Annotated in this window: 25 protein-coding genes and 1 other RNA gene; 15 read left to right on the top strand and 11 right to left on the bottom strand. The window is 56.3% G+C overall.

Annotation, left to right across the window (positions count from 1 at the left end; genetic code table 11):
- Positions 1-533 precede the first annotated feature (533 nt).
- Positions 534-2,165 (top strand): hypothetical protein, encoded by a 1,632-nt coding sequence (locus VMC84_RS00975; protein WP_325377238.1) that lies wholly within the window; start codon positions 534-536, stop codon positions 2,163-2,165.
- On the opposite strand, the gene VMC84_RS00970 is transcribed toward VMC84_RS00975, so the two are convergent.
- Complete coding sequence (locus VMC84_RS00970; RefSeq protein ID WP_325377236.1) at positions 2,137-2,559, bottom strand: UPF0146 family protein; 423 nt, start codon at positions 2,557-2,559, stop codon at positions 2,137-2,139. The genes VMC84_RS00975 and VMC84_RS00970 overlap by 29 nt on opposite strands.
- A gap of 42 nt (positions 2,560-2,601) precedes the next feature.
- Here VMC84_RS00970 and rimI point away from each other — a divergent pair, with 42 nt between their 5' ends.
- Positions 2,602-3,060: a ribosomal protein S18-alanine N-acetyltransferase gene (gene rimI / locus VMC84_RS00965; RefSeq protein ID WP_325377234.1), complete on the top strand. Its 459-nt coding sequence runs from the start codon at positions 2,602-2,604 to the stop codon at positions 3,058-3,060.
- A 92-nt stretch (positions 3,061-3,152) separates the two neighbouring features.
- On the opposite strand, the gene dnaG is transcribed toward rimI, so the two are convergent.
- The 6 genes from dnaG to VMC84_RS00935 form a co-directional block, all read right to left on the bottom strand.
- Positions 3,153-4,574: a DNA primase DnaG gene (gene dnaG / locus VMC84_RS00960; RefSeq protein WP_325377232.1), complete on the bottom strand. Its 1,422-nt coding sequence runs from the start codon at positions 4,572-4,574 to the stop codon at positions 3,153-3,155.
- A 399-nt stretch (positions 4,575-4,973) separates the two neighbouring features.
- Complete coding sequence (locus VMC84_RS00955; protein ID WP_325377242.1) at positions 4,974-5,387, bottom strand: DNA primase; 414 nt, start codon at positions 5,385-5,387, stop codon at positions 4,974-4,976.
- A complete protein-coding gene (locus tag VMC84_RS00950) occupies positions 5,384-5,698 on the bottom strand; it encodes a DUF167 domain-containing protein (protein WP_325377231.1) in 315 nt (104 codons plus the stop codon). The genes VMC84_RS00955 and VMC84_RS00950 overlap by 4 nt, the downstream gene beginning before the upstream one ends.
- Before the next feature lie 41 nt (positions 5,699-5,739).
- Positions 5,740-6,699, bottom strand: coding sequence for a cation diffusion facilitator family transporter (locus VMC84_RS00945; RefSeq protein WP_414676364.1), 960 nt, complete (start codon positions 6,697-6,699; stop codon positions 5,740-5,742).
- Positions 6,700-7,066: 367 nt separating this feature from the next.
- Complete coding sequence (locus VMC84_RS00940) at positions 7,067-8,410, bottom strand: dihydroorotase (protein ID WP_325377230.1); 1,344 nt, start codon at positions 8,408-8,410, stop codon at positions 7,067-7,069.
- Between the two features lie 32 nt (positions 8,411-8,442).
- Complete coding sequence (locus tag VMC84_RS00935) at positions 8,443-9,069, bottom strand: TIGR00296 family protein (RefSeq protein WP_325377229.1); 627 nt, start codon at positions 9,067-9,069, stop codon at positions 8,443-8,445.
- 265 nt (positions 9,070-9,334) lie between these two features.
- On the opposite strand from VMC84_RS00935, the gene rnpB reads away from it, so the two are divergent.
- The 3 genes from rnpB (at position 9,335) to VMC84_RS00920 (ending at position 11,991) form a co-directional block, all read left to right on the top strand.
- An RNA gene (rnpB, locus tag VMC84_RS00930) (RNase P RNA component) lies at positions 9,335-9,638 on the top strand.
- A gap of 137 nt (positions 9,639-9,775) precedes the next feature.
- On the top strand, positions 9,776-10,423 hold the full coding sequence (locus VMC84_RS00925; protein WP_422656058.1) for an RAD55 family ATPase: 648 nt from the start codon (positions 9,776-9,778) through the stop codon (positions 10,421-10,423).
- Positions 10,420-11,991: an ATPase domain-containing protein gene (locus VMC84_RS00920; RefSeq protein ID WP_325377225.1), complete on the top strand. Its 1,572-nt coding sequence runs from the start codon at positions 10,420-10,422 to the stop codon at positions 11,989-11,991. Before VMC84_RS00925 ends, VMC84_RS00920 begins: the two co-directional genes overlap by 4 nt.
- Before the next feature lie 4 nt (positions 11,992-11,995).
- Here VMC84_RS00920 and VMC84_RS00915 read toward each other — a convergent pair whose 3' ends face one another.
- The gene (locus VMC84_RS00915) at positions 11,996-12,436 is read right to left on the bottom strand and encodes an Hsp20/alpha crystallin family protein (RefSeq protein WP_325377223.1); all 441 of its coding nucleotides are present in this window, start codon (positions 12,434-12,436) and stop codon (positions 11,996-11,998) included.
- 317 nt (positions 12,437-12,753) lie between these two features.
- Here VMC84_RS00915 and VMC84_RS00910 point away from each other — a divergent pair, with 317 nt between their 5' ends.
- Positions 12,754-13,929: an NDP-sugar synthase gene (locus VMC84_RS00910; RefSeq protein ID WP_325377221.1), complete on the top strand. Its 1,176-nt coding sequence runs from the start codon at positions 12,754-12,756 to the stop codon at positions 13,927-13,929.
- Between the two features lie 66 nt (positions 13,930-13,995).
- On the top strand, positions 13,996-14,748 hold the full coding sequence (locus VMC84_RS00905) for a hypothetical protein (RefSeq protein WP_325377219.1): 753 nt from the start codon (positions 13,996-13,998) through the stop codon (positions 14,746-14,748).
- A gap of 710 nt (positions 14,749-15,458) precedes the next feature.
- On the opposite strand, the gene VMC84_RS00900 is transcribed toward VMC84_RS00905, so the two are convergent.
- Together VMC84_RS00900 and VMC84_RS00895 are read right to left on the bottom strand one after the other, a co-directional pair.
- Positions 15,459-15,773 (bottom strand): iron-sulfur cluster assembly accessory protein, encoded by a 315-nt coding sequence (locus tag VMC84_RS00900; RefSeq protein ID WP_325377217.1) that lies wholly within the window; start codon positions 15,771-15,773, stop codon positions 15,459-15,461.
- 72 nt (positions 15,774-15,845) lie between these two features.
- A complete protein-coding gene (locus VMC84_RS00895) occupies positions 15,846-16,934 on the bottom strand; it encodes a hypothetical protein (RefSeq protein WP_325377215.1) in 1,089 nt (362 codons plus the stop codon).
- A 73-nt stretch (positions 16,935-17,007) separates the two neighbouring features.
- On the opposite strand from VMC84_RS00895, the gene VMC84_RS00890 reads away from it, so the two are divergent.
- The 3 genes from VMC84_RS00890 to VMC84_RS00880 all read left to right on the top strand — a co-directional run bounded on the left by VMC84_RS00890 (position 17,008) and on the right by VMC84_RS00880 (position 19,641).
- The gene (locus tag VMC84_RS00890) at positions 17,008-17,757 is read left to right on the top strand and encodes a DUF128 domain-containing protein (protein WP_325377213.1); all 750 of its coding nucleotides are present in this window, start codon (positions 17,008-17,010) and stop codon (positions 17,755-17,757) included.
- Between the two features lie 305 nt (positions 17,758-18,062).
- Complete coding sequence (locus VMC84_RS00885) at positions 18,063-19,148, top strand: deoxyhypusine synthase (RefSeq protein ID WP_325377211.1); 1,086 nt, start codon at positions 18,063-18,065, stop codon at positions 19,146-19,148.
- 4 nt (positions 19,149-19,152) lie between these two features.
- A complete protein-coding gene (locus VMC84_RS00880; RefSeq protein WP_325377210.1) occupies positions 19,153-19,641 on the top strand; it encodes a cytidine/deoxycytidylate deaminase family protein in 489 nt (162 codons plus the stop codon).
- A gap of 2 nt (positions 19,642-19,643) precedes the next feature.
- Here the strand turns inward: VMC84_RS00880 and VMC84_RS00875 are convergent, their stop codons facing one another.
- Positions 19,644-20,261, bottom strand: a complete 618-nt coding sequence (locus VMC84_RS00875) for a flavodoxin domain-containing protein (protein WP_325377208.1) — start codon at positions 20,259-20,261, stop codon at positions 19,644-19,646.
- A gap of 176 nt (positions 20,262-20,437) precedes the next feature.
- On the opposite strand from VMC84_RS00875, the gene VMC84_RS00870 reads away from it, so the two are divergent.
- From VMC84_RS00870 to VMC84_RS00850, 5 genes are all read left to right on the top strand, one after another.
- Positions 20,438-20,896, top strand: coding sequence for a type IV pilin N-terminal domain-containing protein (locus VMC84_RS00870; protein ID WP_325377206.1), 459 nt, complete (start codon positions 20,438-20,440; stop codon positions 20,894-20,896).
- A complete protein-coding gene (locus VMC84_RS00865; RefSeq protein WP_325377204.1) occupies positions 20,896-21,501 on the top strand; it encodes a PA14 domain-containing protein in 606 nt (201 codons plus the stop codon). Before VMC84_RS00870 ends, VMC84_RS00865 begins: the two co-directional genes overlap by 1 nt.
- A 2-nt stretch (positions 21,502-21,503) precedes the next feature.
- Positions 21,504-23,009 (top strand): archaellin/type IV pilin N-terminal domain-containing protein, encoded by a 1,506-nt coding sequence (locus VMC84_RS00860; protein WP_325377202.1) that lies wholly within the window; start codon positions 21,504-21,506, stop codon positions 23,007-23,009.
- 27 nt (positions 23,010-23,036) lie between these two features.
- The gene (locus VMC84_RS00855) at positions 23,037-23,549 is read left to right on the top strand and encodes a hypothetical protein (protein ID WP_325377200.1); all 513 of its coding nucleotides are present in this window, start codon (positions 23,037-23,039) and stop codon (positions 23,547-23,549) included.
- A gap of 408 nt (positions 23,550-23,957) precedes the next feature.
- Entirely contained in the window at positions 23,958-24,332 is a 375-nt protein-coding gene (locus VMC84_RS00850) for a hypothetical protein (protein ID WP_325377198.1), read from the top strand.
- Positions 24,333-24,511 lie beyond the last annotated feature (179 nt).

Genomic DNA, 24,511 nt, shown 5'->3' with positions numbered 1-24,511 from the left:
AGGAATTAGTGAGTTCTTGCCTACGCAAAAACACCCCCCAAAGAGGATGCTTTCACCGACCAAGAAAATTACTCGAACAACCAACCAAACATCAGAAACGCGACCACACCCCCAAAAAGAGTGCGCCCCTCGAATCCTCATATGCCGCAGCCTTAGAGCGGTCGTTCATCCCGTGTTTGTACACAGGGTCGGACCGTATGAGCGGACTGCGGCGATCATTGTGATTTATCCCCGAAAGATTCGGGAATCACACATAGGGTTTCATTCATATATATAGTTTGTGATTTTCCGGTTTTACACAACGATTTGCTGTGCCCCCGGAACTACCTATACATATGCCCGTCCCCTGGCACTCATGCAGTTGCACAGTGCCTGTGACGGCGGATTCTTTTATACGCTATTTATGCTATTTATACGTTTTGCTTGTACGCTGCCATAAAATAACATAAAGAAATTACAAAATCGAAAGTTTTAAATGCCTGGAAGGAGAGGTATTGGTTTGCAATATAGCCATAAGGTCAGGAGGGGCGTCGATGTCAGGTGAAGCTTGTGAATGGAGCACGTCGCCGGCATATTATCATGCGGCAGGGCCTCGTGTAGAAGGCGTTTTCCGGCGTGTTTCGGATATGTGCACGTATGATCCGTCGGGCAGCCCGCTGAAGAGCGATCCGGTATTTCGGCGGCGGCCTCTGGCGGGAAAAGCTAATTCAACTTATAGAGCCGGCGAATTATCGTTTCATCTGCCGCCGGACCTCGGCGCGCTCTACGCTGTGTCCCCCCTCGCCTATTACCTGGGCGCCCCGGTCGTGATGGACGACGAGGCCTATGTGGACGCCGGCGACTGGATCGCGATCCCGGATATTCCGGAGCTGGAAGCCTGGGCCGGGGAGACGCTGCGGAGGACTTTTTATCTTGACTGCGCCGTAAGATGTGCCGCCGTCTCTGGAGGCGTGTTGAATGGACTGGACGCAGGCGAGCTGCTCGGCCTCCCAGCCAATGAGGTATTTAGAATGGGGCCCGGCGAGCGCTTTCGGCTCTACTCAAGCATCCCAGTTATTCCTGGCCTGCCCCGCTGGCATATGGCGGCTTATCTTGACCCGATCCCCGAGAGCGTGGAGGCGCTGCCGTTCCTTATGCGCTCGCTGGCGGCCATTTATACGCCCCGGGCCACTCCCGTGGGCGAGAGAGAGGTCGTATCGATGTCGATCAGAGAATTCCTCGGGAAGCCTGAAGAGCCTGTTAAAACTGGCTTGGCAGGTCGGAGCATTGTGCTTCCGTCGCTTCGAGAGGCGGGCTCCCAGATCTGGTTCTCCGACGGTTTCCCGGTGGACGCATCTAAGATGAGCTTGAGCGCGGCATCGAGAATAAGGCCTGGCCGTAAAAACAAGAGCGCTTCCATAGGCATCATCTGTAACGAGGAAGCCATGTCGGGCGAGGTCGACGCGATCGTCGGGGCACTTGAGGATACTCCCGCTTCCGTTGAAATATTGTGGGATACAGTTGTTGGGGGATTTTTAAATGCGTTCGCCCGGGGCTTCGATATCGTGCAGGTGATCGGCCACTGCGACGAGAAGGGCTTCAAGTGCCGTGACGGTTTTGCGAGCGTGAATGACATTCGGGAGAACCGGACACCAATGTTTTTCTTTAACTCCTGCGCGAGCTACAGGGAGGCGGCTATGCTCGTCGATCGGGGCTCGTCCTGCGGAGTGGCCACGCTATTCCGCGTCCTGGAGGAGGCGGCGGTCGACGTGTGCCGTGATTTCTACCGCATGCTGGGCGCGGGATATACGGCCGCTGTGGCCCTGGACGCGGCCCGGGAGTGCTCGGCGCTGGGCAAGGAGTATCTGCTTGTAGGAGACGGCTCGTTCACGTGTTTCGGAGGAGAGCCGCTAAAGCCGTTCTATCGTATAAACAGGAGAGACGGCGGATACTCGCTGAACTGCACAATGGGAAACTCGGATAAAGGACATGTGGTGAGCTCCTGGTCGCCCATGGGCCGGATGATGGCCTCGGACATGGGCTTCGAGACCGGGCTTATGCAGGAGGAACAGCTCGCAGCCATATCGGGAAAGTTCAAGGGCTACTGCCGGTATGGCCACAGGATCTACGACAGCGTCGGGGACGCGGTACGAATGGCTACTGAGGACGGGCGTCGTCGTAGATAAAGAACACGGCGCTTTTATGGTTGACGACCTTGAAGTTCCGGAAGTATTTATTCAGGTCCGTACGCTCCGAGGAGAATGGCCTTATCAGCAGGTCGGCGCCAACTTTTTTTGCCACGGAGGCGATGCAGTCCTGCATATCGATGGGGGGCCGGATGGAGTAGATGAGCGCTGCGCCTTCGTAAATAGTCATGTCGGGCCTGAATATGTCGTCCCTCACGTAGCGCACTCCTCCGGGGCCGGACTCCGACACGTCCGTGCACACCACATCGAAATCCTCTCGCAGGAGCTCTGCCACCTCCGGGTGGCCGCCGACGCCCACCTCCACGATTCGTGACCCGCGGGGATAGCGTGACTTGATGTAGCCCGCGATATCCTCATAACCTATAATTGACATGAGCACCCATAATATGCGAGTGACCGTATATAATATACCTGGGTGGTGCTCCTGATCACTATAAGGCCTTTCGAATTCGACGATTCACGGGCCGTCCTGGACATGGAAGAGTCCATTTTCAACGAGCCGAATCCTCTTCTGTACGCCATGATCGAGAGCCGGCCGGTCGAGGGCTTCATCGTGGCCGAGGAGAGCGGCGAGGTCTGCGGGTACCTGCTGGGCACGCTGCTTATGGACGAGGCCCGGATACTGCTCATCGCCGTGAAGGAGTCCCGCCGGCGACAGGGGATCGGCTCCCGCCTGGTCAGAGAGTATATCGAGTCGGTCAAAGGCCGGGCCAGCATGGTCCGCCTTGAGGTGCGCTCCAGCAATCTGGCTGCGCAGACGTTCTACTTTAAGCTGGGGTTCCGGTTCATCGGCATGGTGAGCAACTATTACCGCAACGGCGATAATGCCTACATCATGGTAAAGCCCATGGAAAATTTCACGTTATTCCTATAATAAAGAAGCTCATCCTGTTTTGTGGGTCTTGCCGAGCAAAGAATTAATTCAGTAAAAAAGAAATTGGGGCGGGCTAGGCCCGCCGATTGCGCTTATTCGGTCGTGATGACCTTGACGTTGGCGGGCTGCTTCACGATGCTGCCCATCTTGACGCCGACCAGGTACTCGAGGTTCTTCTCCGCGGCGATGTCGAGCATGCGCTGCGTGATGACACCGTCGAACACTACGCTCTTCACGTCGCCGTTGGTCTCCTTCAGGACGTTGGCCAGGTCCCGCACGGCGACCTTCTGGATGACGTTCTTGTTGGCGTCCAGCAGCTTGGCGCTCAGCGTGCCGGCCAGGTCCTTCATTATTTCGGCGAATTCCCCGGCCTCTTTGGGCTCGGCTTTTTTGATCTCCGGCTGCTGCTCCTGAGGCTGCTGCTCCCGGGGCTCCCGCGGCTCGCGCCGTTCCTGGCGCTCCTGACGCTCTTCCATGCGGCGGTAGCTTTTTCGCCTCGGCGTTTCGCCTCTCTCACCGCGCTCCTGCCTTTCGGGGCGCTGGTAGCCTCCACGCTGGAACTCCCGCTGCTCGGGCCTTTCCTCGGGCCTTCCCTCCGGCCTTCCCTCCGGCCTTCCCTCCGGCCTGCCTTCCGGCCGACCCTCGAGCTTGCCGTTCTCTTCGCGCTGCTGTTGCTGCTGCTTGTTGCGCCTGCGCGGGGGGACTTCGACGACCTGCTCCACCGGCACTTTGCTCCGCAGGGCCTTGATGATCTCCTTCTGGGTGAGGTCCTCGACGCTCTTCCCCTCGGGCGGCCTGGCCACGTAGTCCACGTCGGCCACCTGGAGTAGCTCCTTGAGGATCAGTTCTCCGCCGCGGTCGCCGTCCGTGAAGACGGTAACTGTCTTCTTCTTGCTCATCTCGGCTACGAGCTGTGGCACGTTGGTGCCCTCCACGGCGATGGCGTTCTTGATGCCGCACTTTAAGAGGTTCAGCACATCGGCCCTGCCCTCGACCACGATGATCGCGTCGGATTCCATGACGCCCGGGCCGGCGGGGAGGTTGTCGATGAACGTTACCTCTTCGATCCTGACCGCGGACTTGACGGCGTCCGTGAGCTCCTGGCTCTCGGGCACGGTCTCGTCGAACATTGCGGTGAGGATGTGCTTGGCCCTCTCGATGATCTGCTGCCTTTTGGATGAGCGTACGTCCTCGATCTTGGTGACAGATATCTTGGAGATGCACGGCCCTACCCGGTCGATGGTCTCGAGAGCGGCCGCCAGGATCGAGGTCTCGATCTTGTCGAGGCTCGACGGTATCAGTATATTGCCGCTCGATTTGCCGTACTTGGAGGTGATGTTCACCTCGATGCGGCCGATCCTGCCGGTCTTCTGGAGTTCCCTCAGGTCGAGGTCGGCGCCCAGAAGGCCTTCGGTCTGGCCGAACACTGCTCCTACCACGTCCGGGCGCTCTACGACGCCCTCAGCACTGATATGAGCATGAATCACGTACTTTGTAGTGTCAGATTCTTCCATTTTTAACACTTCCTTTTAGTCCATTAAGGCCCGTAACCTTCCCTAAAATAGTCGGTAATAAAAAAGAAGTAGCGGTTCACGGTGGCTGCTTCCTTTGGCTTATAGCGTGCGTTAGCCAGTAACGCATGCCCATTCCAGATAAACGGCCTGCATAAAGCTGTGCCGTTTTTCAAAGATGATGAGAGATGATTATTACCTAACTATTGACGGGTCGTTCGGGCATATCGGGGCTTATCGCCCCTGCGTGACAAACCCTATATGATCTGATATCCCGTTGACGGGATATTCTTACATCCCACTCGAGGAGGTATGACCATAATCATATCCATCCTGGTGTGATATGACCATCTATAGGATATGATGGTATATATTTACCTTGTTATTCTTTGTCGTGAATGTTTAATAATATTGTGGTTTAATGGAGCACTCCCGCCTGAGGCGCACGATATAGCCGTGGAGACTTTCCACGTCCTTGACCTCTTTTTTGGTGAGGAAGCGAAGCTTTTTGCGGGGTTCCATATCGGGCCTGGAGCCGTTCGACTTCAGGTACGCGTCGACGTTCCTCGCGACCTCCTCGCCCCGCTCGTCCCAGTCGGTGAGGACGATGACGTCCATGCTCTGCCGGGAGACGCGCTCGGCCAGATTAAAAAGCGGCTCCTGTGAAGTCATGACGATGTTGCCCTCGATGCCCAGGGACTTCATCGAGTCCCTGTCTCGGAGCCCTTCGACAAGTATGACGGCCCCGCCTTCGGCCCTGGCGGCGATGTCGTCCACGACCTCCTGTATCCGCTGAAGGCGCTCGCATTCGTCTATCGGAGCTTCCCCCCGAGCGTCTTGACGATGTCCTCCCTCTTAAGGCCCGTCACCCGGACCGACTTTCGACTTTCTTTTGTTCCGGATGTGATCTCTATGGAGGATTCGGGCACGCCTAACAGGGATGAGAGCTCGACGATAAGCTCCTCATTAGCCTTGCCCCGCTCGGGCGGCGCCTTCAGCTTTACCTCAATGCGCTTACGCCATTCATTGTAGCCCGAGGGCACCCGCGTCTCTTTCGCGCCCGGCGACACGTCGAAGTCGATGACCGCTCCCCCCTGGGCAGCCCTGACCGCGTCCTCGAAAGACATGATGGAAATGTTATTTTAAAGGAGTAAAAGAGTTCTGGTATTTATTCCGAGTGACTTTCCCGATAGATCCGGTCCTTGCAGGTGGAGTTGCACTCGCAGGCATCGCAGTTCATATCGCAGGGCTCGAAGTGGATGGTGATGCTCGACCTGGGGAAGGCCTCCCGGAGATCGTTCTCCAGGTGGTCGGAAAGGCTGTGCGCCTCGCTGACTGTCAGGTTCTTCGGGACCACCAGGTGGAGGTCCATGAACCGATCCGACCCCGACCGGCGGGTGCGGAGCTCATGGAAGCTGGCATACTGGAGGTAGTGCTCGGAGATAATGCTTTTTATCCGCTCCTCCTCCGCCTCCGGCAGGCTCGTATCCATCAGGTCCGCGGCGGCGCGCCGGGTGAGGTCGTAGGCGGCCTTCATGATGAATATCGCCACGGCCACAGCGAATAATGGGTCTAAAAATTTCCAGCCGGTCAGGCTGATCAGCGCCAGGCCAGCGAAGATACCTAAAGACGTATAGACGTCGGTCCTGAGGTGCCAGGCGTCTGCCTCCAGGGCGATGGACTCGGTGGCCTTTGCCGCCTTCATGAGCCGGCTCGACACGTACCAGTTGGCGGCCGCGGAGACGAACATTACCGCGATGCCCGCGATCAGCAGCCTGGAGTCGAGCTCCGTGCCCTGGCCCATGAGCTTGAGCGCGGCCTCGCGGACGATGAGTATGGCCGCGACGAAGATGAGCCCGGCCTCGATGAGCCCGGAAAAGTCCTCGAACTTGCCATGCCCGAACGTGTGCTCTTTATCGGGCGGCTCGGCGGACTTCTTGACGGAGAAGTACGCGATGACGGCCGCTATGAGGTCGATGGCAGAGTGGATGGCCTCTGAGATAATGCTTACAGAGCCGATGCCGAAGCCCACGACGAGCTTCATGATGACCAGCATAGAGTTCGATAAAATTGACAGTCGCGCGGTGGACCTTTTTACCTGGTTAGCCCGCTCGATCTTATCTATAATCGCTTCTTTCCCCTGAGAATTCAAAACCAACTACCGACCGTGGTAAAACTTTGGTACACATTTATCCCACTTAAAGCTTTGCGCCACCATAAAAAGTTAATAAGGGGATATCCCCGCGCCACTAACTCCGGGAGATCACACTTTGACTGGTGTCGACGTCCCTCCCAGTTACCCTCGTGGACGGGGCTATATACCGCGTTGAGGTTGTCTTGTCCCTCACAGACAGGGTGTCCCATTAACTCGGGCAAGGACCTTACAACACGATTTGTAAATATAGCACTCCTTATGCACGGGCGATCACGAGATCATTGACTGATGTATTCACGCCCGTCCTCGTGGAGAGCACGGAGTACTGTATTTTCCGACTTTATAAAGCTTGTGATGCGTGCCCGGGAAGGCCCCTCTTGTAGCCCCTTCCCCGGATAAACTTGCCGCGGCCCCGGCGGCCGAGGAACTCCTTTCCATCCAGCAGGAGGGTGCCGCGCTGCACGACGGCCTGCGGGAAGATCCCCTCCATGCCCTCGTAGGGCGTCCATCCCGCCTTGCTGTGTAATTCGTATGCATGGATGATGCGGCGGGCGCCCATGTCGATAAAAATTAGATCCGCGTCGTAGCCCTCCTCGATGCGGCCTTTGTTGCTTATGCCGAAGATACGGGCCGGGTTCGCCGTGGTCATGTCGACGAAGCGCTGCAGAGGCAGCCTGCCGTCTGCGACCTCCTTTAGCATGAGCGGCGCCATGGTCTCCACGCCCGGCACGCCGGAGGGCGCCGTCTTCACGTCCGCCGCCTTCTCCTCCTTTGTGTGGGGCGCGTGGTCGGAGGCGAGCACGTCGATGGAGCCGTTCCTGACCGCCTCCCAGAGGGCTTCCAGGTCGCGGCCGGTCCTCAGGGGCGGGTTCATCTTGCCACGGGCCTTCAGCTTTTCCCAGTGGCGCATGCTTAAAAGCAGGTGATGGGGGGTCACGTCGCAGGTGATGGGCTCGCCGCGAAGGACTTCTACGGCTTTCGCGGTGCTGACGTGGGTGATGTGCACGGCGGCGCCGGTCTCGCGCTCCAGGCGCACGGCGTCCTTCACCGCGCTCAGCTCGGACTCCGGGGGCCTCATCTGCGAGTAAACATCCGCACTGTGATCGTTCGCCAGCTCCTTCGCCTTTTCGGCGTTCAGGGCCTCGTCCTCGGCGTGGATGCTCGCCGTGGCGCCCAGCCTTTTTATTTCCAGCAGCGCCGCCCTAAGCGTGGGCTCGTCCACGCTGAACCCTCCCATGCTCTTCGCCATGAAGATCTCGCCGAAGGCGAGGGCGCCCCGGCGCCACAGCACGGGCAGCTCCTTGAGGTTATCGGAGATGCCGCCGTTGATCGCGAAGTCTATCATGGAGCGGTTTTGCGCGACGGTGAGCTTTATTTTAAAGGACTCCTCGTCGAAGGTCGGCGGGTCCGTGTTGGGCATGTCCACTACGGTGGTGACGCCACCGTAGATGGCTGACTTACTTCCGGAAAGCCAGTCCTCCTTCTCCTCCTGGCCCATGTCCCGGAAATGAACGTGAGAGTCGATGATGCCCGGCAAAGCGAGAAGGTTTCGGGCATCGTATGTCTGCTCGCCCTTTAGTATCTTTGCGATGCGGGTTATGCGGCCTTCGTCGATGCCGATGGAGCATGTGACGAGGTCCTCCCCGAACAGTACCCTGGCGTTCTCAACGACGAGCTCGTGCATCAGTGTAAGACTCCGATGATAGGATAATAAGGTTACGTTTTATCCTGTATCTTGCATTTATCCAGCGACGGGTCTGTCTTTTCCTCGACGACCTCACCATTCGGGGACGTTTCCTGGAAGATCTGGCCCTGGAAGGTGTATATCTTCGCCCTGTCGTCGACCCACATGTCGGGCGAAATGCCGGCCTTGAGGCAGCCGTACTCGAGATATTCCTCGGGCCCCCAGCCCTGCTCCACGGGCACCTGCGGCAATAGCAATCCACGGTAGAGCCCGTACTCCACGATGATGCCGTCCCGGCCGACGACTAGGCGCTTCGGGCGGTCCACGGGCTTCGCCTTTAAAAGCTCCGGCTCGCTGAGAACGGTCACCTCGACCGATATGCGGTCTAGCTCGGCACTCCGCACCATGGGGAAGCGCGGGTCCTGCGTGGCCGCCTGCACGGCCGCGTCCGCCAGCGCCTTACTCAGCGGGAGGTCGGGGTACGGATAGCCGATGCATCCACGGAGCTCGCCCCCCTCCTTAAGCGTGACGAACACGCCCGATAGGCCGTTAAATGATTCGGGCAGCTCCACCTTCGGCACCTTATTCGTCTTTACGTACTCCTCGATGACCTTCCTCGCCGTCCTTACCGCTAACGTCCCATCTTCCAGGCTCAACATGAACGATAGTACGACCGCCCAGGCTAAAAATGTGGCGTACTAAAAATGCTAGGATGGTCAGGTATCCATCCTTTTTTTTATTGAGGCCTAAAGAGACTTTCGCTTCAGTAGTTCCGTGCTTATAGTAGAGGCGCCTGCTCGTCGGGTAGCCTTGCATCGGGCCGGCCCGGGAAGCGATAGAGCCCTTTATAAAATAGCACTTCTCCTGGCAGCAAATCTTTAAATACGAGACAGAAAGATGTAACATCAAATTATCATAGCTCGTGAGAGGGGAGGGACGGCCGCCGCCTTCGAGGTGAGGAAAGTCCCCCCACCACCTGGATACGCAAATGCCCGCAAGGGCATACGGCGAGAGTCGTGGCAATGGCACAGAAACGGCACGGCCGCGGGTTAAAGCGGTGATCCGGAAACGGTGAGGTCGCCCGTGCGCCGATGAAACGGTGAATCCCTGCGGGTGCAAGCTGAAGCGGGCCATACAGGGGCGTCCAGGCCCCGGCCCCGGTAGTAGCGCATAGATGAATGCCGTCGGCCTTCGGGCCAGAACATAAGGGGGCTTACTATCCCGACTCACGAGCACAAAACTTTTTGATAAAAGTTTTAACGCGATGAAAACTATTTATTACATAGGGCGCACGTTTATTTACGTTTTATATATTACTAATAAATAAAATATATACGGCGCGGTAGCGTAATGTTATTGAGCGGCATGCACAAATATCGTCTGGGGCTGGAAGAGCTGGACGCCGCCATCGGCGGCGTGGCCGGCGGCTCGGGGATCCTGATCGAGGGGCCGCCGGCAGGCGGCAAGCAGGCCATCCTCTACGCGCTGGTCAGCAGGGGCCTCGAGGACGGTGATGGCGTCGTGCTGATGCCGACCATGGAGACGGGGAGGAACTCGCTCACCGCATACGGGAACGCTCGAAATTTGCGGATCATAGACTGCTTGTCCCGGCCCATGGGCATCGAGGGCGCGGACACGATGAACATTAAATATGTCAATGGTCCCCAGGACCTGACGGGCATGGGCGTCTGGGCGGCAAGGCTCCTTGACGAGTTTCGGGCGAAGCCGGCCAGGCTGTGCATCGACTCGCTCTCGACGCTGCTGATGTACTCGTCTCTGCCGGTCGTCTTCCGCTTCATCCACCTGATGAACGGGCGGCTCCACGCGGCGGGCGGGCTCTCTATAGGCGTCGTGGACGAGGGCATGCACGATGAAAAGACCATGGCGGCGCTCAGGCAGCTCTACCGGGCCACCCTCGAGGTCCGGGAGACGGATAGCGCCTGCCTGGTGCGAGCCGTGGGGCTCTCGCCCAGGCCCACGCCGTGGTTCCCCTTCGAAGAGGTCATCGAATGATCAACCGCAACATGAAGAAGACCGGCATACCGACGCTGGACGATTGCCTGAAGGGCGGCATACCCATAGGGAAGACGCTGCTGTTCTACGGTAAACCGTTATCCGAGAGCGACGTGTTCGTCATGCAGTCTGTCTTCACGAACCTGGCCGAGGACGAGGTCTGCTACTACGTGGCCAGCGGCTACAGCCCGGAAGTGGCGCGGTCCGGGTTCCGGGACTATGGCTGGGATACCTCGAAATATGCAAGGAGCTTCGAGATCATCGACGCATACTCGCCCCTGGTGGGGGCCTCATCAAGCGAGCGCTTCATCGTAAAGGACCCCGAGAGCATCGAGTCCTGTGATGAGACCATCACGGCCATCATCGACATGCTCTCCCCGGGCGACATGCTCACGTTCTCCTCGCTGTCCTCCTTGATCGACCATTGCGCCTGCGGCGGCGAGGAAGTGATACGGCACGCCCGCAGGTGGAACAAGATGGCCGTGCTCCGGGGCGCCATCGTCGTCTATAATTTCACCGACCGCGGGTACGACGCGGAGCTCATGGAGCACGTGACGAATGGCCTGTGTAACGCGGCCGTCCAGGTGGGCGGGCTGGGCGCCGACATGATCTACGGCCACTTTTTTAAGGTACATGCCTGCGACTGGGCAAAGCCCCCGGAAAAGCCCACCCTGTTCAAGGTAAACCGGCCCGGCGGCATCACCGTGCACATCCCGAAAATCCTGATCACGGGGCCCCAGGGCTCCGGCAAGTCGACGTTCGTGAGGACGGCCGCGACCCTGTCGGCTGGCAAGTCCGTGTCCGTGGACCGGATGGGCACTACCATCGCGGGCGACCACGCGCAGGTGACCATTAAAGGGTTTTCCGTTGACCTTTTCGGCACCCCAGGGCAGAAGAAGTTCATACCGTCGCTGAGAGCGTTCGCCGTGGACGCCATGGGCATCGTCGTCGTGGTAGACTCCGCAAAGCCGGACGTCGAGAATGCCCTGGATATACTCCGGACGGTGAAGCAGGAGGGCGTGCCCTACATCGTGGTGGCCGGCAAGCAGGACGCCCGGAACGCCATGGACGCCGAAGAAATTAAAAAGCAGCTTGGCCTGTGGGGCGGGGAGCCGGTGATGAGCATCTGCTCGAGCAGCGGGCGCGACGTACAGCAGGCGCTGGAGACGCTGATCGGCATGGTCGTCGAGAGCCCGGGCTCGGGAACGGAAGAAAAGTTCGGCACCATCATCGACGGCCTGCGGCGCGTGCGGGGAGTCCGGGCCGCGGCCATCGTCTCGACGGGCGGCATCCTCAAGGCGGCCGAGATCCCGGGCGGCGTCCAGGGTGAGAGGCTCGCGTTCGCCGCGTCCACCATCCTGACGACGGCGGAGGCGGCGTCCGAAGACCTGGGCCAGGGAAAGCTCGGGAGACTCCTCGTCGACCTGGACGGGCACACACTCATGGTCATGGGCGCGGACGATAAGAACATGCTCGTCGTCCTGGCCGACCACGACGGCAACCTGGGCCCCGTCACCGCGGAGGCCGAAAGGGCCGTGGAAATGATCCGGGAGGTCCGGGGCAAATAAGAATTCAGCTGACGGGTATGCTGCTCGTCTCCGTCTTTTCGGTCTTGGGCAGCGTGACCTCGAGCACGCCGTTGTTAAAGCTGGCCTTCGCGTTGTTCCTGTCGACGGCTGCCGGCAGTCGTATGGACCGGAAGTACCGGCTGTAGCTGCGCTCGTGCCTCAGGTAGCCTTTTTCTTTCTTCTCCAGCTCGGCCCTGCGCTCGGCGCTGATGTCCAGCATGTCGCCCCGGATGTTTATCTTTATGTCCTTTTTATCGACGCCCGGCATATCGGCCGTCACGACGATATCGTTCCCGCGGTCGACCACGTCCACGTATGGCATCTGCGTCGAGCCTTCCGCCGGCGCGCCGGCCGCCTCCGGCAGCTCCTCGAAGAGCCGGCTGATCCTGTCCTCGATCCGCTTCAGTTCGTCGAACGGATCCAACATGTATCTTGCCACGATCATCCACCAGCAATAATATCATAATTTTTATAATATAAAATTATTCGAACATAAGTCCGGCATGCTTGAGCCCCTTAATATACGATTATCGTTAATCATCGCCTGCATATTAATTATCGGGCCGGCAATAAAAAATCCCTAATTTATCATTTTAGAGATGCTCCTGCGTATTTACACGCTGTTTTACGACAAAAACCATAATTTAATGAAGCATGTTTATATATCGGTAAGTAATATTTGTGATATCACTTTATCGCTTGCTTCGGCAGAAGCGGGCTGCCCGTAAAACCGGGCTGCCTAAAAATGGAGGATAGAGTATAATGAAGGCGTGCATTCTCTGCGGAGGCGCCGGGACGAGGCTCAGGCCGCTCACGTTCGAAAGGCCGAAGCCAAGCATACCCATCCTGAACAGGCCGTCCGTAGGACATCTGGTGGAGCATTTATCTAAAAACGGCTTTAACGATATCGTCATCACTTTAGGGTATATGGGCGAGGTCATCGAGAAATACCTGGGCGACGGCTCCCTCTTCGGCGTCAACATCAAGTACGTCTACGAGAAGGAGAAGCTGGGCACAGCGGGCAGCGTAAAGAACGCCGAGAAGTACCTCGACAACGGCCCCTTTTTAATCGTGGGCGGCGACCACGTACTGAACCTTAACCTGCGGGAGCTATATGATTTCCACAACCACTCCGGAAGTCTCGTGACCATATCGGCGCTGAGCATCGACGACCCCCGGGAGTTCGGCATAGTGGACCTCGACAATAACCACATCATCCACCGCTTCAGGGAAAAGCCCGGGCCCGGGCAGATCTTCTCGAACCTGGCCTCGACGGGCATTTACGCCCTCAGCCCCGAGGTCCTGGACTATATACCGAAGGAGAAGTACGACTTCGCAAAAGACCTGTTCCCTAAGCTGCTCGCCGAGAACAAGAAGATCAGCGGCTGGCTGGCCCGGGGCCAGTGGACGGACGTCGGGAACCCGCGGGCTTATAGAGAAGCACAGCGCTGGATGCTGGAGAACATGCCCGGCACATATATCCACGGGCGGCTGGTGAACGAGGGCGCGAAGCTCAACGGGCCGCTCAATATCGGCAATAACGTCTCCTTCGGGAAGCACTCGGTCGTCGTCGGGCCCGTGTACATTGGCGACAATACGTCCATCGGAGACAACGTGCTCATCGGCCCGTACACATCCATCGGCTCTGCCTGCCAAATCGGCAGCGACTGTAGAATTTTATCCTCGTACATGTACAACGGCATCAGGATAGGCGCCGGCTGCTCCGTCTCGGGCGCCATCATGGACAACGATATAACGCTGGGCAAGAGCTGCACACTGGAGAACGGCGTGGTAATCGGCCCCAGGGCCATGATCGGCAACGACGTGACGGTACATTCGGACGTGCGCATCTGGCCGGAGGTCGTCGTGCCCGCGGACACGAGCGTTACAAAGGACATGATAAACGAGCACTTTGCCACCGACGTGAACGGCTCTTAACTTTTTTCATCTCCAACGGCCTTTTTATACTTTTAACGAGATAAGTGCTTACTATAAGTGATTAATATGGAAAGGCTGGAGAAGATCCTGAGGGACCTTGGGCTGGACGGTGCCCTGGTCGAGGTTTTCGCCTATCTGGCAGTGAAGAGGAAGGCGACCCTTGACGAGATATACGAGGACACCGCGCTGTCCAGGCGCGCCATTTCACTGGCCCTGGGAGAGCTTGAAGGCGCTGGCGCCGTGAAAAGGGAAGGGGAGGCATTCACCATCGACGACGTCAGAAAGTCGCTGCAGGCGATGTTCCCCGCCAGGCTCGAGGAGCTAAAGGCCGAGATCTACTCATACCAGCCCGCCCCGAGGAAGCAGGAATGCCCCATGGTCGAGGCCGTCCTAGACGACGCCTCGGCCGTGCCGGCCTTCACCGCGAAGCATATCGACGCGGCGCTCAAGAGCGTCGACATGATCTCGCGCTCGCTAACATGGCTGGACGACCAGTCGCTGAACGCCACCAGGGCCGCCGTGCAGCGGGGCATCCTGGTCCGGATTATTACCTATAAGCACCCGGAGCTACTCTCCGACACCCGGGCCCTGACGGATGCCGGAGCCGAGGTGCGGAGCCACGAGTACTCGAAGGACGTGCGCTTCATGATCGTGGACGGCGAGTTCATCTCCTTCGCTATCCGGGAGCCACCGAAGGTCACGCAGCCCGCCTACTTCGGGCTGCTTATAAGGGATAAAGGCGTGTGCCGGAGCATGCTCGAGTACATCTTCGAGCCGGCGTGGGAAGACGCGGAAGTCGTCGAAGAATACCAGAGATAATAAGCCACTCCAGGCATAATAAGCCTCTACGAAAACGGTTTCAACCACGAAGCTTGCTGAAGCCTGCTGAAGAAACTCTGAGACTTTTTAATATAATTTATAAATGTCTTTGTGTACCTTAAGGCCGGCTTTAAGTCGCTTCGTGGCTGAACGGTCTTCGAGCATTCGTAAAATTATTTGAGCGCTTAAAATAAAAGTTTTTGCTGCGTTGAATTTTGATCGGTCATTGTTTAGCAAGTAGTCTTATTTATATCGTTTGCGTAATAGCCAAATTTATCGATAGCTTCCGATTATCTTTTTCAATTTTTATGCTGTGTTGAATATGCCTTTTTAAGTCTCGGAGTGTACGGAGGCACTATTTTTCACCACAAAGGCACGAAGAGCACGGAGGCCCACAAAGACTTTTTTATAATTAAGAGACAAAGGTCACAAAGCCGCTTTTTGAACTTATAAGATACAAAGGATACGAAGGCACGATGGCAAAAAGTGCTCTTGCTCATTCCACTATGCCCTTGTATCCTTCATGCCCTGATGTCAATGAACCGGCTTTGTGTACTTTGTAACTTAATCTAAAAAGAAAACTTTGTGGGCCTCCGTGCTCTTCGTGCCTTTGTGGTGAAAATAGTGCCCTCCGTGCCCTTAAAAAGCTTAAAATACGGGAGTAATTCAACACAGTAAAAGTTTTTAAAAAAGGAGTTACGGATGCCCGCCTAGTGGCATCCGCTGCAATCCGGGCCGCAGGTAGCGTTCGGGTTGCGGACGATGAAGCCCTCTCCGTAGGGGGTCTGGATGTAGTCCAGCTCGAACGGCTCCAGGTCCTTCTCGAGGTTCTTGTCGTAGACCACGTTGATGCCGTTCATGTTGCTGACCACGTCCTCCTCCTTCTTTTCCATGTCGAGGGCCGGGGCGTACTGGGGCCCGCTGCAGCTGTAGCCCGCGAAATAAATGCGAATGAGAGAGTCCTTCTTCTGCTCCTTGTCCAGGAGCGTCTTGAGTTGCTCTGCCGCTTTATCAGTTACTTTCACTTTCAATCACCTAAGTTAGTAATCCGTAATTTTTTACGTGTCTACAAATACTTTATGCCAGTTTATTCTGGCTTATAGTATTTCGGCCCCGTCATCGATGGGCATCTTGGTCGGCTTGCCGTCGTAGGCGTTGATCTCCATGTATCCCTTGTGGCTTCTCACGGCCCAGAAGGGGATATAGAGTAACTCCATCTCCATCTCGATGTCCTGCGGCCGGGGCTGGAACTTCTTGTGCTCCACGATGGCCGCCTCGCCCTGGGTGCCCTTGAACCGGACGGTCTTGGTGTTCTCGTCCACGATTGCCTTGATGGCCATGGCGCGGGCCTCCTCCTCTGTCACGACACTCTCCTCCACGTTATAGGGGGCGTCGGGCAGGTCGACCGCCTCGACCGCCGGCATCGTAGGCGCCGGGTCCACCTGCTTGTTGATGGCGTTGATCACCCGGGAGCCCTTGCTGTTCAGCGGGATAGTCAGGTCCTTGTACTGGGACTGCACGTCCAGCCTGTAATCGTACTTCCAGAAGGGTATGAACTTGATCGAGAGCTCGACGTCCTCGGCCCGGCCGATGGCGCCCGAGATCTTCACGGCGTCCGCCTGCTTAACCTTAATGGGTATGGCGTGTAGCGGTATCGAAACGCCCCCGGAGTCCTCTGCGGCCTTAGGCTTCGCCTTCTTCGGGGCCGGCTCTTCCTCGGCGGCCTCGATGACCTCGCTTTCTCCGGCGGGCGCTGTCATCTTCTCCACGGGCTCCGGCTTCGGGGCCGGCTTCGCGGCCCTCGTGGCGTACAGCTCGCTCGTAAGCGAGGATACGTCGCCGGCGGGCTTCGCGGGGGCCGATGTCTCGCATCCAGAGAGCACAGCCTTCCCGATCTGCCTCTCCAGCTCCGACCGGTCCCACATCATGAGCCCCCTCTGGCTGCCGAGCTTCTTCACGTCGTCCGAGAAACCGGCCATTGTGATAAATAAAACCTTGAGGCCGTTGCCGCTCACGCCGTCAAGGAGCGTTTTAAGGTCGTCCGCGGAAGCGTCGTCAACGAGCTTGATGCCGACCCGGTTGCCCGGCATTTCCGCAAGGAGGTCAAAGCCCTGCAGCGAGGTGCTAACGGAATAATTATAGGTGCTAAAGACCTCTTTTATGACATTCAGTAAATTATTTGACATCGTAACTCCTTTTGGACTTTATCTAAGTCCAAAAATAGATAACCTTTAGGGTTAAATAAATTGTGGGTTGCCTATGTCCGAAGCGAAACAGGAGATGTTGTTCACAAACGCCCGGATCGAGGAGATCATGTTTAACGTCACCTTCAATCCCAAAACCCGTGACGGCGATATCGTGGTCAATCTTTCTGTGGTCGATAAGAAGAGCCTGGACGAGGTGCTCGAGCTGTTCAGGCAGGTCATGTACAGCGGCCTGTCCGTGTGCTCGTACATTAAACTATTCGACGAGGGAGAGGTCTTCAGCGGCTACCGCATCGCAGAAGGCAAGGCGGGCATCGCGACGGCCTGCAGCATAACCATCGATGGCGTTTTCCTGAAGCAAGGCATACCCGTGCGCCCCAAGTTCGGTGGCATCGTGCAGGTAAAAGACAGGCAGCCAATCCGCTTCACCGACATGATCCGCTACGACAGCACGACCATCGACCCGCTCGAGGTGCTCATGTCCCAGGAGCTGACGTCCGTAAAAGAGATGACCCGGACGGGCTCGGGCAAGATACTGGCGAACTTCCGGGAGGTGCCCATGACCGCCAAGGACGACGTGGACCATACCATCAACCGGCTGCTGACGGCGGGCTTCTACGGCATCCTGGACGTCGGCGAGCCCAACACGCCCGTGCTGGGAGTCGACGTGGACCGGGACCATCTGGGCGTCATCATCACGGGCGGCACCAACCCCATGGCCGCCGTGCAGGAATCCGGTATTCCCATCATCACCAAGGCCATCAAGGGCACGCTCGATTTCCACGAGATGAAGAAATTAGCGTAAGCCACGTAAAAAATTTTTAGGAACTCTCAAAGGCCTTTTCAGCCACGAAGCTACTCTAAGCGGGCCTGAAGCTACACGAAGACATTAATAAATATTTATTATATCATCAAGCGGCACTAAGGTTACACCAAGCCGCACCAACTTATTTTTAATAAATCTTTGAGAACTTAAAGCCAATTTCGAGTAACTTTGAGGCTAAAAAATCTTCGAGAAACTTATAATTTTTTGGCTGCTTTAAATATGGGAGGGTAACTAAAAATTTATATCCGAGGAGTCCGCTCTTACTTTCAAAAGAGAGGACGACTATGGCCAGGACAAGTAAATATCTTCAGAGGCCCACGGTGCCCATCACGGTGACCGACAAGTCGGTGTCGGAGCTAATGGACGCCATGGCCAGCACCGGCTTCCAGGGCCGCAAGCTGGGCGAGTCCGTCGAGACCTGGGCCCACATGCTCAAGGATAGCAATCTCACCATCTTCATGGGCCTGACTGGCGCAATGTGCCCTGCCGGCATGCGCAAGATCGTCGCGTACTTCATCCAGAACCGTATGATCGACTGTTTAGTGAGCACCGGCGCCAACATGTTCCACGACATCCACGAGTCGCTGGGCGGCCGCCACTACGTCGGCTCGCACTCGGCTAACGACGAGGCGCTCTTCAAGGAGGGCGTCGACCGGATCTACGACGTGTTCGCTGTGGAGGAGCATTTCCGGAAGACCGACCACATCATCGCCGACTTCAGCGCCACGCTGGAGCCGAATAAGCCATATTCGTCCAGGGAGTTCATGTTCCTGCTGGGCAAGTGGCTCTATGAGCAGGGGGCGGACCACGACTCCGTCGTCGTGAGCGCCTACGTGCACAACGTGCCAATCTTCGTGCCAGCCTTATGCGACAGCTCCATCGGCATCGGCCTGATGGTGGCGAGGCGAGGCGGCCGCGTCATCAACGTCGACCAGATGAAGGACGTCGACGACATCACCCAAATAATAGAAAACTCGAAGAAGACCGGCGTCATCTACGTGGGCGGCGGCGTGCCCAAGAACTTCATCCAGCAGACCGAGGTCATCGCCTCGATCCTGGGATTGCCCATCGAGGGCCACAGCTACGCCATCCAGTATACGACCGACGCCCCGCACTGGGGAGGCCTGAGCGGCTGCACTTTCGAGGAGGCCGTGTCCTGGGGCAAGATCAACGCCGTGGCGCCCAAGGTGCAGGTGTTTACCGACGCCACGATCGCTTTGCCCATCGTGAGCCACGCGCTCGCCCAAAAAACTAAAACATACCTGAAGAAGCGTGCCGTACCACAGTACGACTGGAGTGGCAGGAAGCTCAAGCTCAAGTACGCCGTCCTTGAGAAGCAAAAGGCTAAGCCGTCCAAAAAGAAGAGATGATCGTATGAAGCAAGAGAGGCCCACCCACGATGAGTATTTCATGGAGATCGCCAACGTAGTGGCAAAGCGGTCTACCTGCCTGCGCATCCACGTGGGGGCCGTAATCGTGAAGGATGGCCAGATCCTGTCCACCGGCTACAACGGCGCCCCGCATGGGTTCGAGCACTGCCTGGATATCGGCTGCATCCGGGAGAAGGAGAACATCGCCCATGGTACGAGACACGAGATGTGCCGGGCCGTGCACGCGGAGCAGAACGCCATAATCCAGGCCGCCATCCACGGCGTGTCCATCGAGGGCGCCACAGTCTACTGCACCCACCAGCCGTGCATCCTTTGCACCAAGATGATCATCAACGCTAAAATGAAGCGGGTCGTTTTCCAGAACGGGTACCCCGATGAGATGTCCATACAATTTTTAAAGCAGGCTGGCATCGAGATCCTGCGCATGTCCTCGGATGAGGAGCCCTCTGAGGAGAGGCCCCTCAGCGTTTAATCTTATTTCTTTTCTTCTTTCTGCCCGTTGCCCTTGTGCCCGGGCACTTCCGTAGAGCCGCCGATCTTTCTATCTTTCCTCTCCTTCGTCACCGGTTCGGGCATCCTCGTGGCCAGCTCAAGCAGCCGCCGGCCCCAGGCGATGGCCTCGTCCCGGTCCATGTAGTTGGCGTCCTTGAGCTCGTAGCCTTTTAAGAAGTACTGGATGCGTAATGAGAGTTTGTCGAGAGCCGTGAGGTCCTTCTCCTCGACCTTGCCGAGGAACGCCTTAGTATCAATGACCGTGCCCTTGATCTTGCACGTGATATCCATTAGAGGCTGGACGCCGCTATAGCTCCGGGCGCGCTCGGGAGTCATGTTATAGGGCAGGCTCACGGTGAAGACGGCCAGGCGCTTGTTGGCGAGGTTTTCTTTGTACCTGTCGAGGAAGGCCATGATGTGGGAAGAAGGGGCGTCGTTATAGACTGGCGAGCCGATGACTATTAGATCATAGAACAGCGAGGTCACGTCCTCCACGTGCCGAATATCCGCGTCGTTAATGCCCTCGGCCACCCAGTGGGCGATCTGCTCGGTCGAGCCGTACTTGGTATCGTAGATTATGAGGGCAAGCTTGTTAGCCATACTAAGAAACGTTTCTCGCGCTGAATTATCTATTATAGGGACGAAATTAACGGTTTTGCACCGCCAACCCTGGATTTTTTTTACCATACATGGGTTTGGTGCCCAGGCGAAAGTTTTATATCAAAAAATTGCAACTTACTTATTTGCAATAATATGTAAATTAAGAGGTAACTATAATGAAAGGTATCTGGAAATTCCTGGATGACGACAGAGGCGTGGAGAACGCCATGTATAGCATACTGATGATCGCCATAGTGGTGATCGTGGGACTGATGATCGGCTCCTTAGTATTATCGAGGGGCGGGCAGCTTCAGGTGCTCGCCGGCACACCCAAGGCCAGCCTGTCGGGCGTGCTCAACGGCGGCGCCAGCCCGACGCTGCTGCTCAACCACGAGTCGGGAGACCCGCTGAACGTGGCACAGCTGGCCTTGAGCGTGTTCGACAGTAACGGAGTGCAAGTGGGTAGTTTGACCGTGCCTAATACGGTGACCCCGGCCACCATCAGCTCGGGCATGCAGACGTCGGCCATACAGCTCACGGGCATGACGATCGTTTCCGGCAGCAGGTACACCATCAAAATATCGGATACCCAGTCCAAGCAGCAGATAGGCATGATGGTGCTGGTGGCGCGCTGATGGACGACCAGGGGGTCGCGGACGCTTTCTACACGGTGCTGTCCATCGGCATCGTGCTCGTGGCGGCCCTCGCCGTCTCGGGAGTCGTGCTCTCGACGACGTCGAGGCAGGGCGGCGAAGCGGCCGCGCAGCTCGCCGGCTATGGCGATAGCGGCCTGAGCAAGGGGCTGTATTGCTTCTACTATGCGGCCGATAGCGGGCACAGCGATTTCACCTCGGGGGACTCCGAAGATATCGTCTTCAAGAGCCTGGCGCTGGAGCGTACGGATTACTCAATAGCCCTGAACTCCAGCTCGGTGCCCGCCAGCGCTCCCTCAACCCTCGGGATGGCCCTGTGGTCCGGATATCTATACGTGCCGCAGGCCGGGAGCTATACGCTCGAGCTGGAAAGCTCAAGCCAGGCGTGGCTCTGGATCGACGGCGATCTGGCGGCGGATAACAAAAAGCCTGACAATCCCCAGTCTAAGACCTTCACGCTAACGCTTACAAAAGGTAACCACCCCATGAAGCTGAAGTTCTTCTACCCGGACATAGGCAAGGCCTCGTGTTCCTTAAAATGGCAGCATGGAGGAGCCTTCGTTCCCGTCACGTCCTTTAACAGGTGAGCATGGTGAGGCGTTTCCTTGGCTGCGAGCGGGGCATATCCGAATTGCAGGGCTCTTTAGTGCTTCTGGCGGTCATCCTGATCGCCGCGCTGGCGGTCAAGAGCACGATAGGCGATAACATCGCCTCGGCCGCCCTGGACTTCGGCAGCTTTAAAGTGTGGGGCGCCCGGAATGACGTGTCGTTCAGCGAGAGCGCGCCTTCCGTGTCCATTACGGAGCCCGTGGATGGCAGCCGCTTCTATACGGACCGCTACACGAGCATTTCGGGCATCGTCCACGCCGCTCCCGGGAGAAACGCCAGCCTCGTATATTTCCGCCTTAATGGCGGCCCATGGAAGAAGGCCGGCCTCTCGAATGATTCGTGGACCAGCTCATCCCGGCGCTACCTCGAAGGAAGCTATCATGTCGAGGCCGTCGCCTACGACGACCACGGCGATATGTCCCCCATCGCCTCCAGTACGTTCGAGACGATATTCCGCCCCTACCCGGACGCCGTTTACGTCGATGACGACGCGCCGGAGACCATGACCGCCGGCGATCCCTACGATTTCAGCATTAACTATTCGAATACGGGCTACCTGGCCTGGAACGATACTGCCGGCTACAGTCTGTCCCCGAACGGCTCTACGATAGCTCTGTCCGCCATCGGCATGGACGGCCAGAACGTCCAGCCGCACGAGGGCCATCCGTTCAGCCTGTCGCTGATTGCGCCCGCTGCGGGCGAATACACCATGGGCTACCGCATGTACTGTACGGATTTCGGCTGGTTCGGCGACGAGTTTTCCCAACCCGTGCACGTCGTCAATTCCTATCACGATTCACAGGTCGTCTCCGTTAACATGCCGGACGATATGACTCCGGGAGAGACGGTGACCGTCAGCATCGTCATGCGGAATACGGGCACCGCCGCCTGGCCTGCCTCCGGCACAGACCCCGTTTATCTGGCCATGGTCGACGGCACGTCCGGCGCCGCCTACAAGTTCAATGGCACAAGCGACCGCATACTCATGGTCCCCGGCACGGTCGTCCGCAACGGCATCGACTACACGTTCACGTTCAGGATCAAAGCGCCTGCCGCCGGTAGCTATTACACGCAATACCGGATGATGTGGTCGAACCACTACCTGTTCGGCCAGATCGCCGGTCATACCATCAATGTGAAGGCTGTCGCCACGCCCACCCCAACGCCCGCGCCGACGAATAATCCGCCCGCATCCCCCACGCCGACGCCGGTTCCACACTATAATGCACATGGAAAGATGATTCTATATTCATCATATGGCCAACCGTATCTTGGTCCGATTGGGTTTTATTATGATGGCCCATTAGGGAATAGATTACAAAGATCAAGTGCTGGTGCAAGTGATCCAAGCTATCCATATTCGGATTGGGATATAGGCGGACCTGAAGGCAATTATAAGCTATATAAAGATGGTTGTAGCGGTGGTATTCAATTTTATATGAATAGGTATATGGACGTAGGTAAAGTTACGTTTAGACAGATCTAGATAATTAAATTATTGTAAGGTGATAATATGAGATTAAAATATTGGCTCTTTACTTCATCTTTTATTGTTATAGTTGTGTTGATTGTTTGTCTTATGGCAACAAATAATAAAATAATAAATATAAATAATCTGTTACAATCTAATAATACGAGCAACTCAGCTAACAAATCAAACAGCAGTGATAATCTAAATATTAACTCTACTTCAGTTGTTGATCCTTTTTATATACCACCAAATGATTATGTAATAAACAATATAAATTGGTCTAAATATCCTAACTTACAAAAGGGCTATGTGCTTACGGCTTATAATACAGGGCCTAATGATGTATTAAACTATGATTTTGTAGATGTTCAAATTTGTACAGAAATAAAAGATACGGATAATGAAACGCTAATTGAAGAGCAATTATCAGGAGTTGCCAAAGAAGCAAAAATATTCTATGGTTCAGCATGCGGTATTACAATTGCTGGTACAAGAGGTGGGGCAGAAGAGTACATGGTATCTATATTCCCCTATAACGATACCGTAATGTTATAATAATTTAATTTTTGCAAGATATTGATATCTTTAAGAGCCACACCGCTTGCAAAGTTTTTAGAATTCTACATTGCTCATATAGATATTCAGTCGATAATTAAAATGGTAATATCGAGGTCGTCGAGGCGTTTTGGGCATCAGTCGGCCATCAGGCCGATGCGGAGATGGCGGGGTAATGAGCATTTTTCTCATCAGAGTAAAATGCTGCTTAGGGCTTGCGTATGAGCACGGCCGAAGGCCCGTGCGAATAGGGTGCAAGCCCGGCCCCGACATCGTAGCACCCAAAACGCCGAGTAGCCTTGCCATCAGGCAAGGCGTCGACCCGCGAAAAGGTATATCTTCTAGAATCGATGCCTTTAAGAACCCCGCCACCGTATTAGCTTTATCTAAAAAACGAGGTGCATATACATGACAGTCCCGACATCTCCCCTTGTTGAAATCTTCGGCCCGACCTCATCCGCACAACTCATCGTTTATCTCGTCTTCAACCACGGCAACGAGTTCACCCTGTCTGATGTCGCCGAGCGCCTGAAGATATCGAAGGCAAAGGTAAACAAGATGAAGGACGGGCTCCTCAAGTACAAGGTCATCCACGAGACCCGGAAGGTCGGGAAGACCAGCTATTACCGCTACGACCGGAATAGCAAGATGGGCAAGATGCTTTACGACCTCGTCTTTAGCGCCGGCACGGCGGAGCACGCCGCGAACATTGCCCACGCCACGGCGACGCCGTCGCCGAAGAAGGACAAGGACGATGGCGGCGGAAAGATCATCATCGCTTAAATAAATCGATAATATCATTCTAAATTTTTAATATCCTTGGTGCGGCCTGGTGTAAGCTCCGTGCCGCCAGGTGATTATATTATATTTTGGTGCCGCCTGGTGTAAACCTGGTGCCGCTTGTAAGCACTCTTGTTTCAACCACACCAGGTTTACGCCAGGCGGCACCAATTTTTTTTATA

It is taken from the genome of Methanocella sp., assembly GCF_035506375.1.
In the GTDB taxonomy this organism is placed as follows: Archaea; Halobacteriota; Methanocellia; order Methanocellales; family Methanocellaceae; genus Methanocella.
This window is presented reverse-complemented; position numbering and strand designations above follow the sequence as displayed.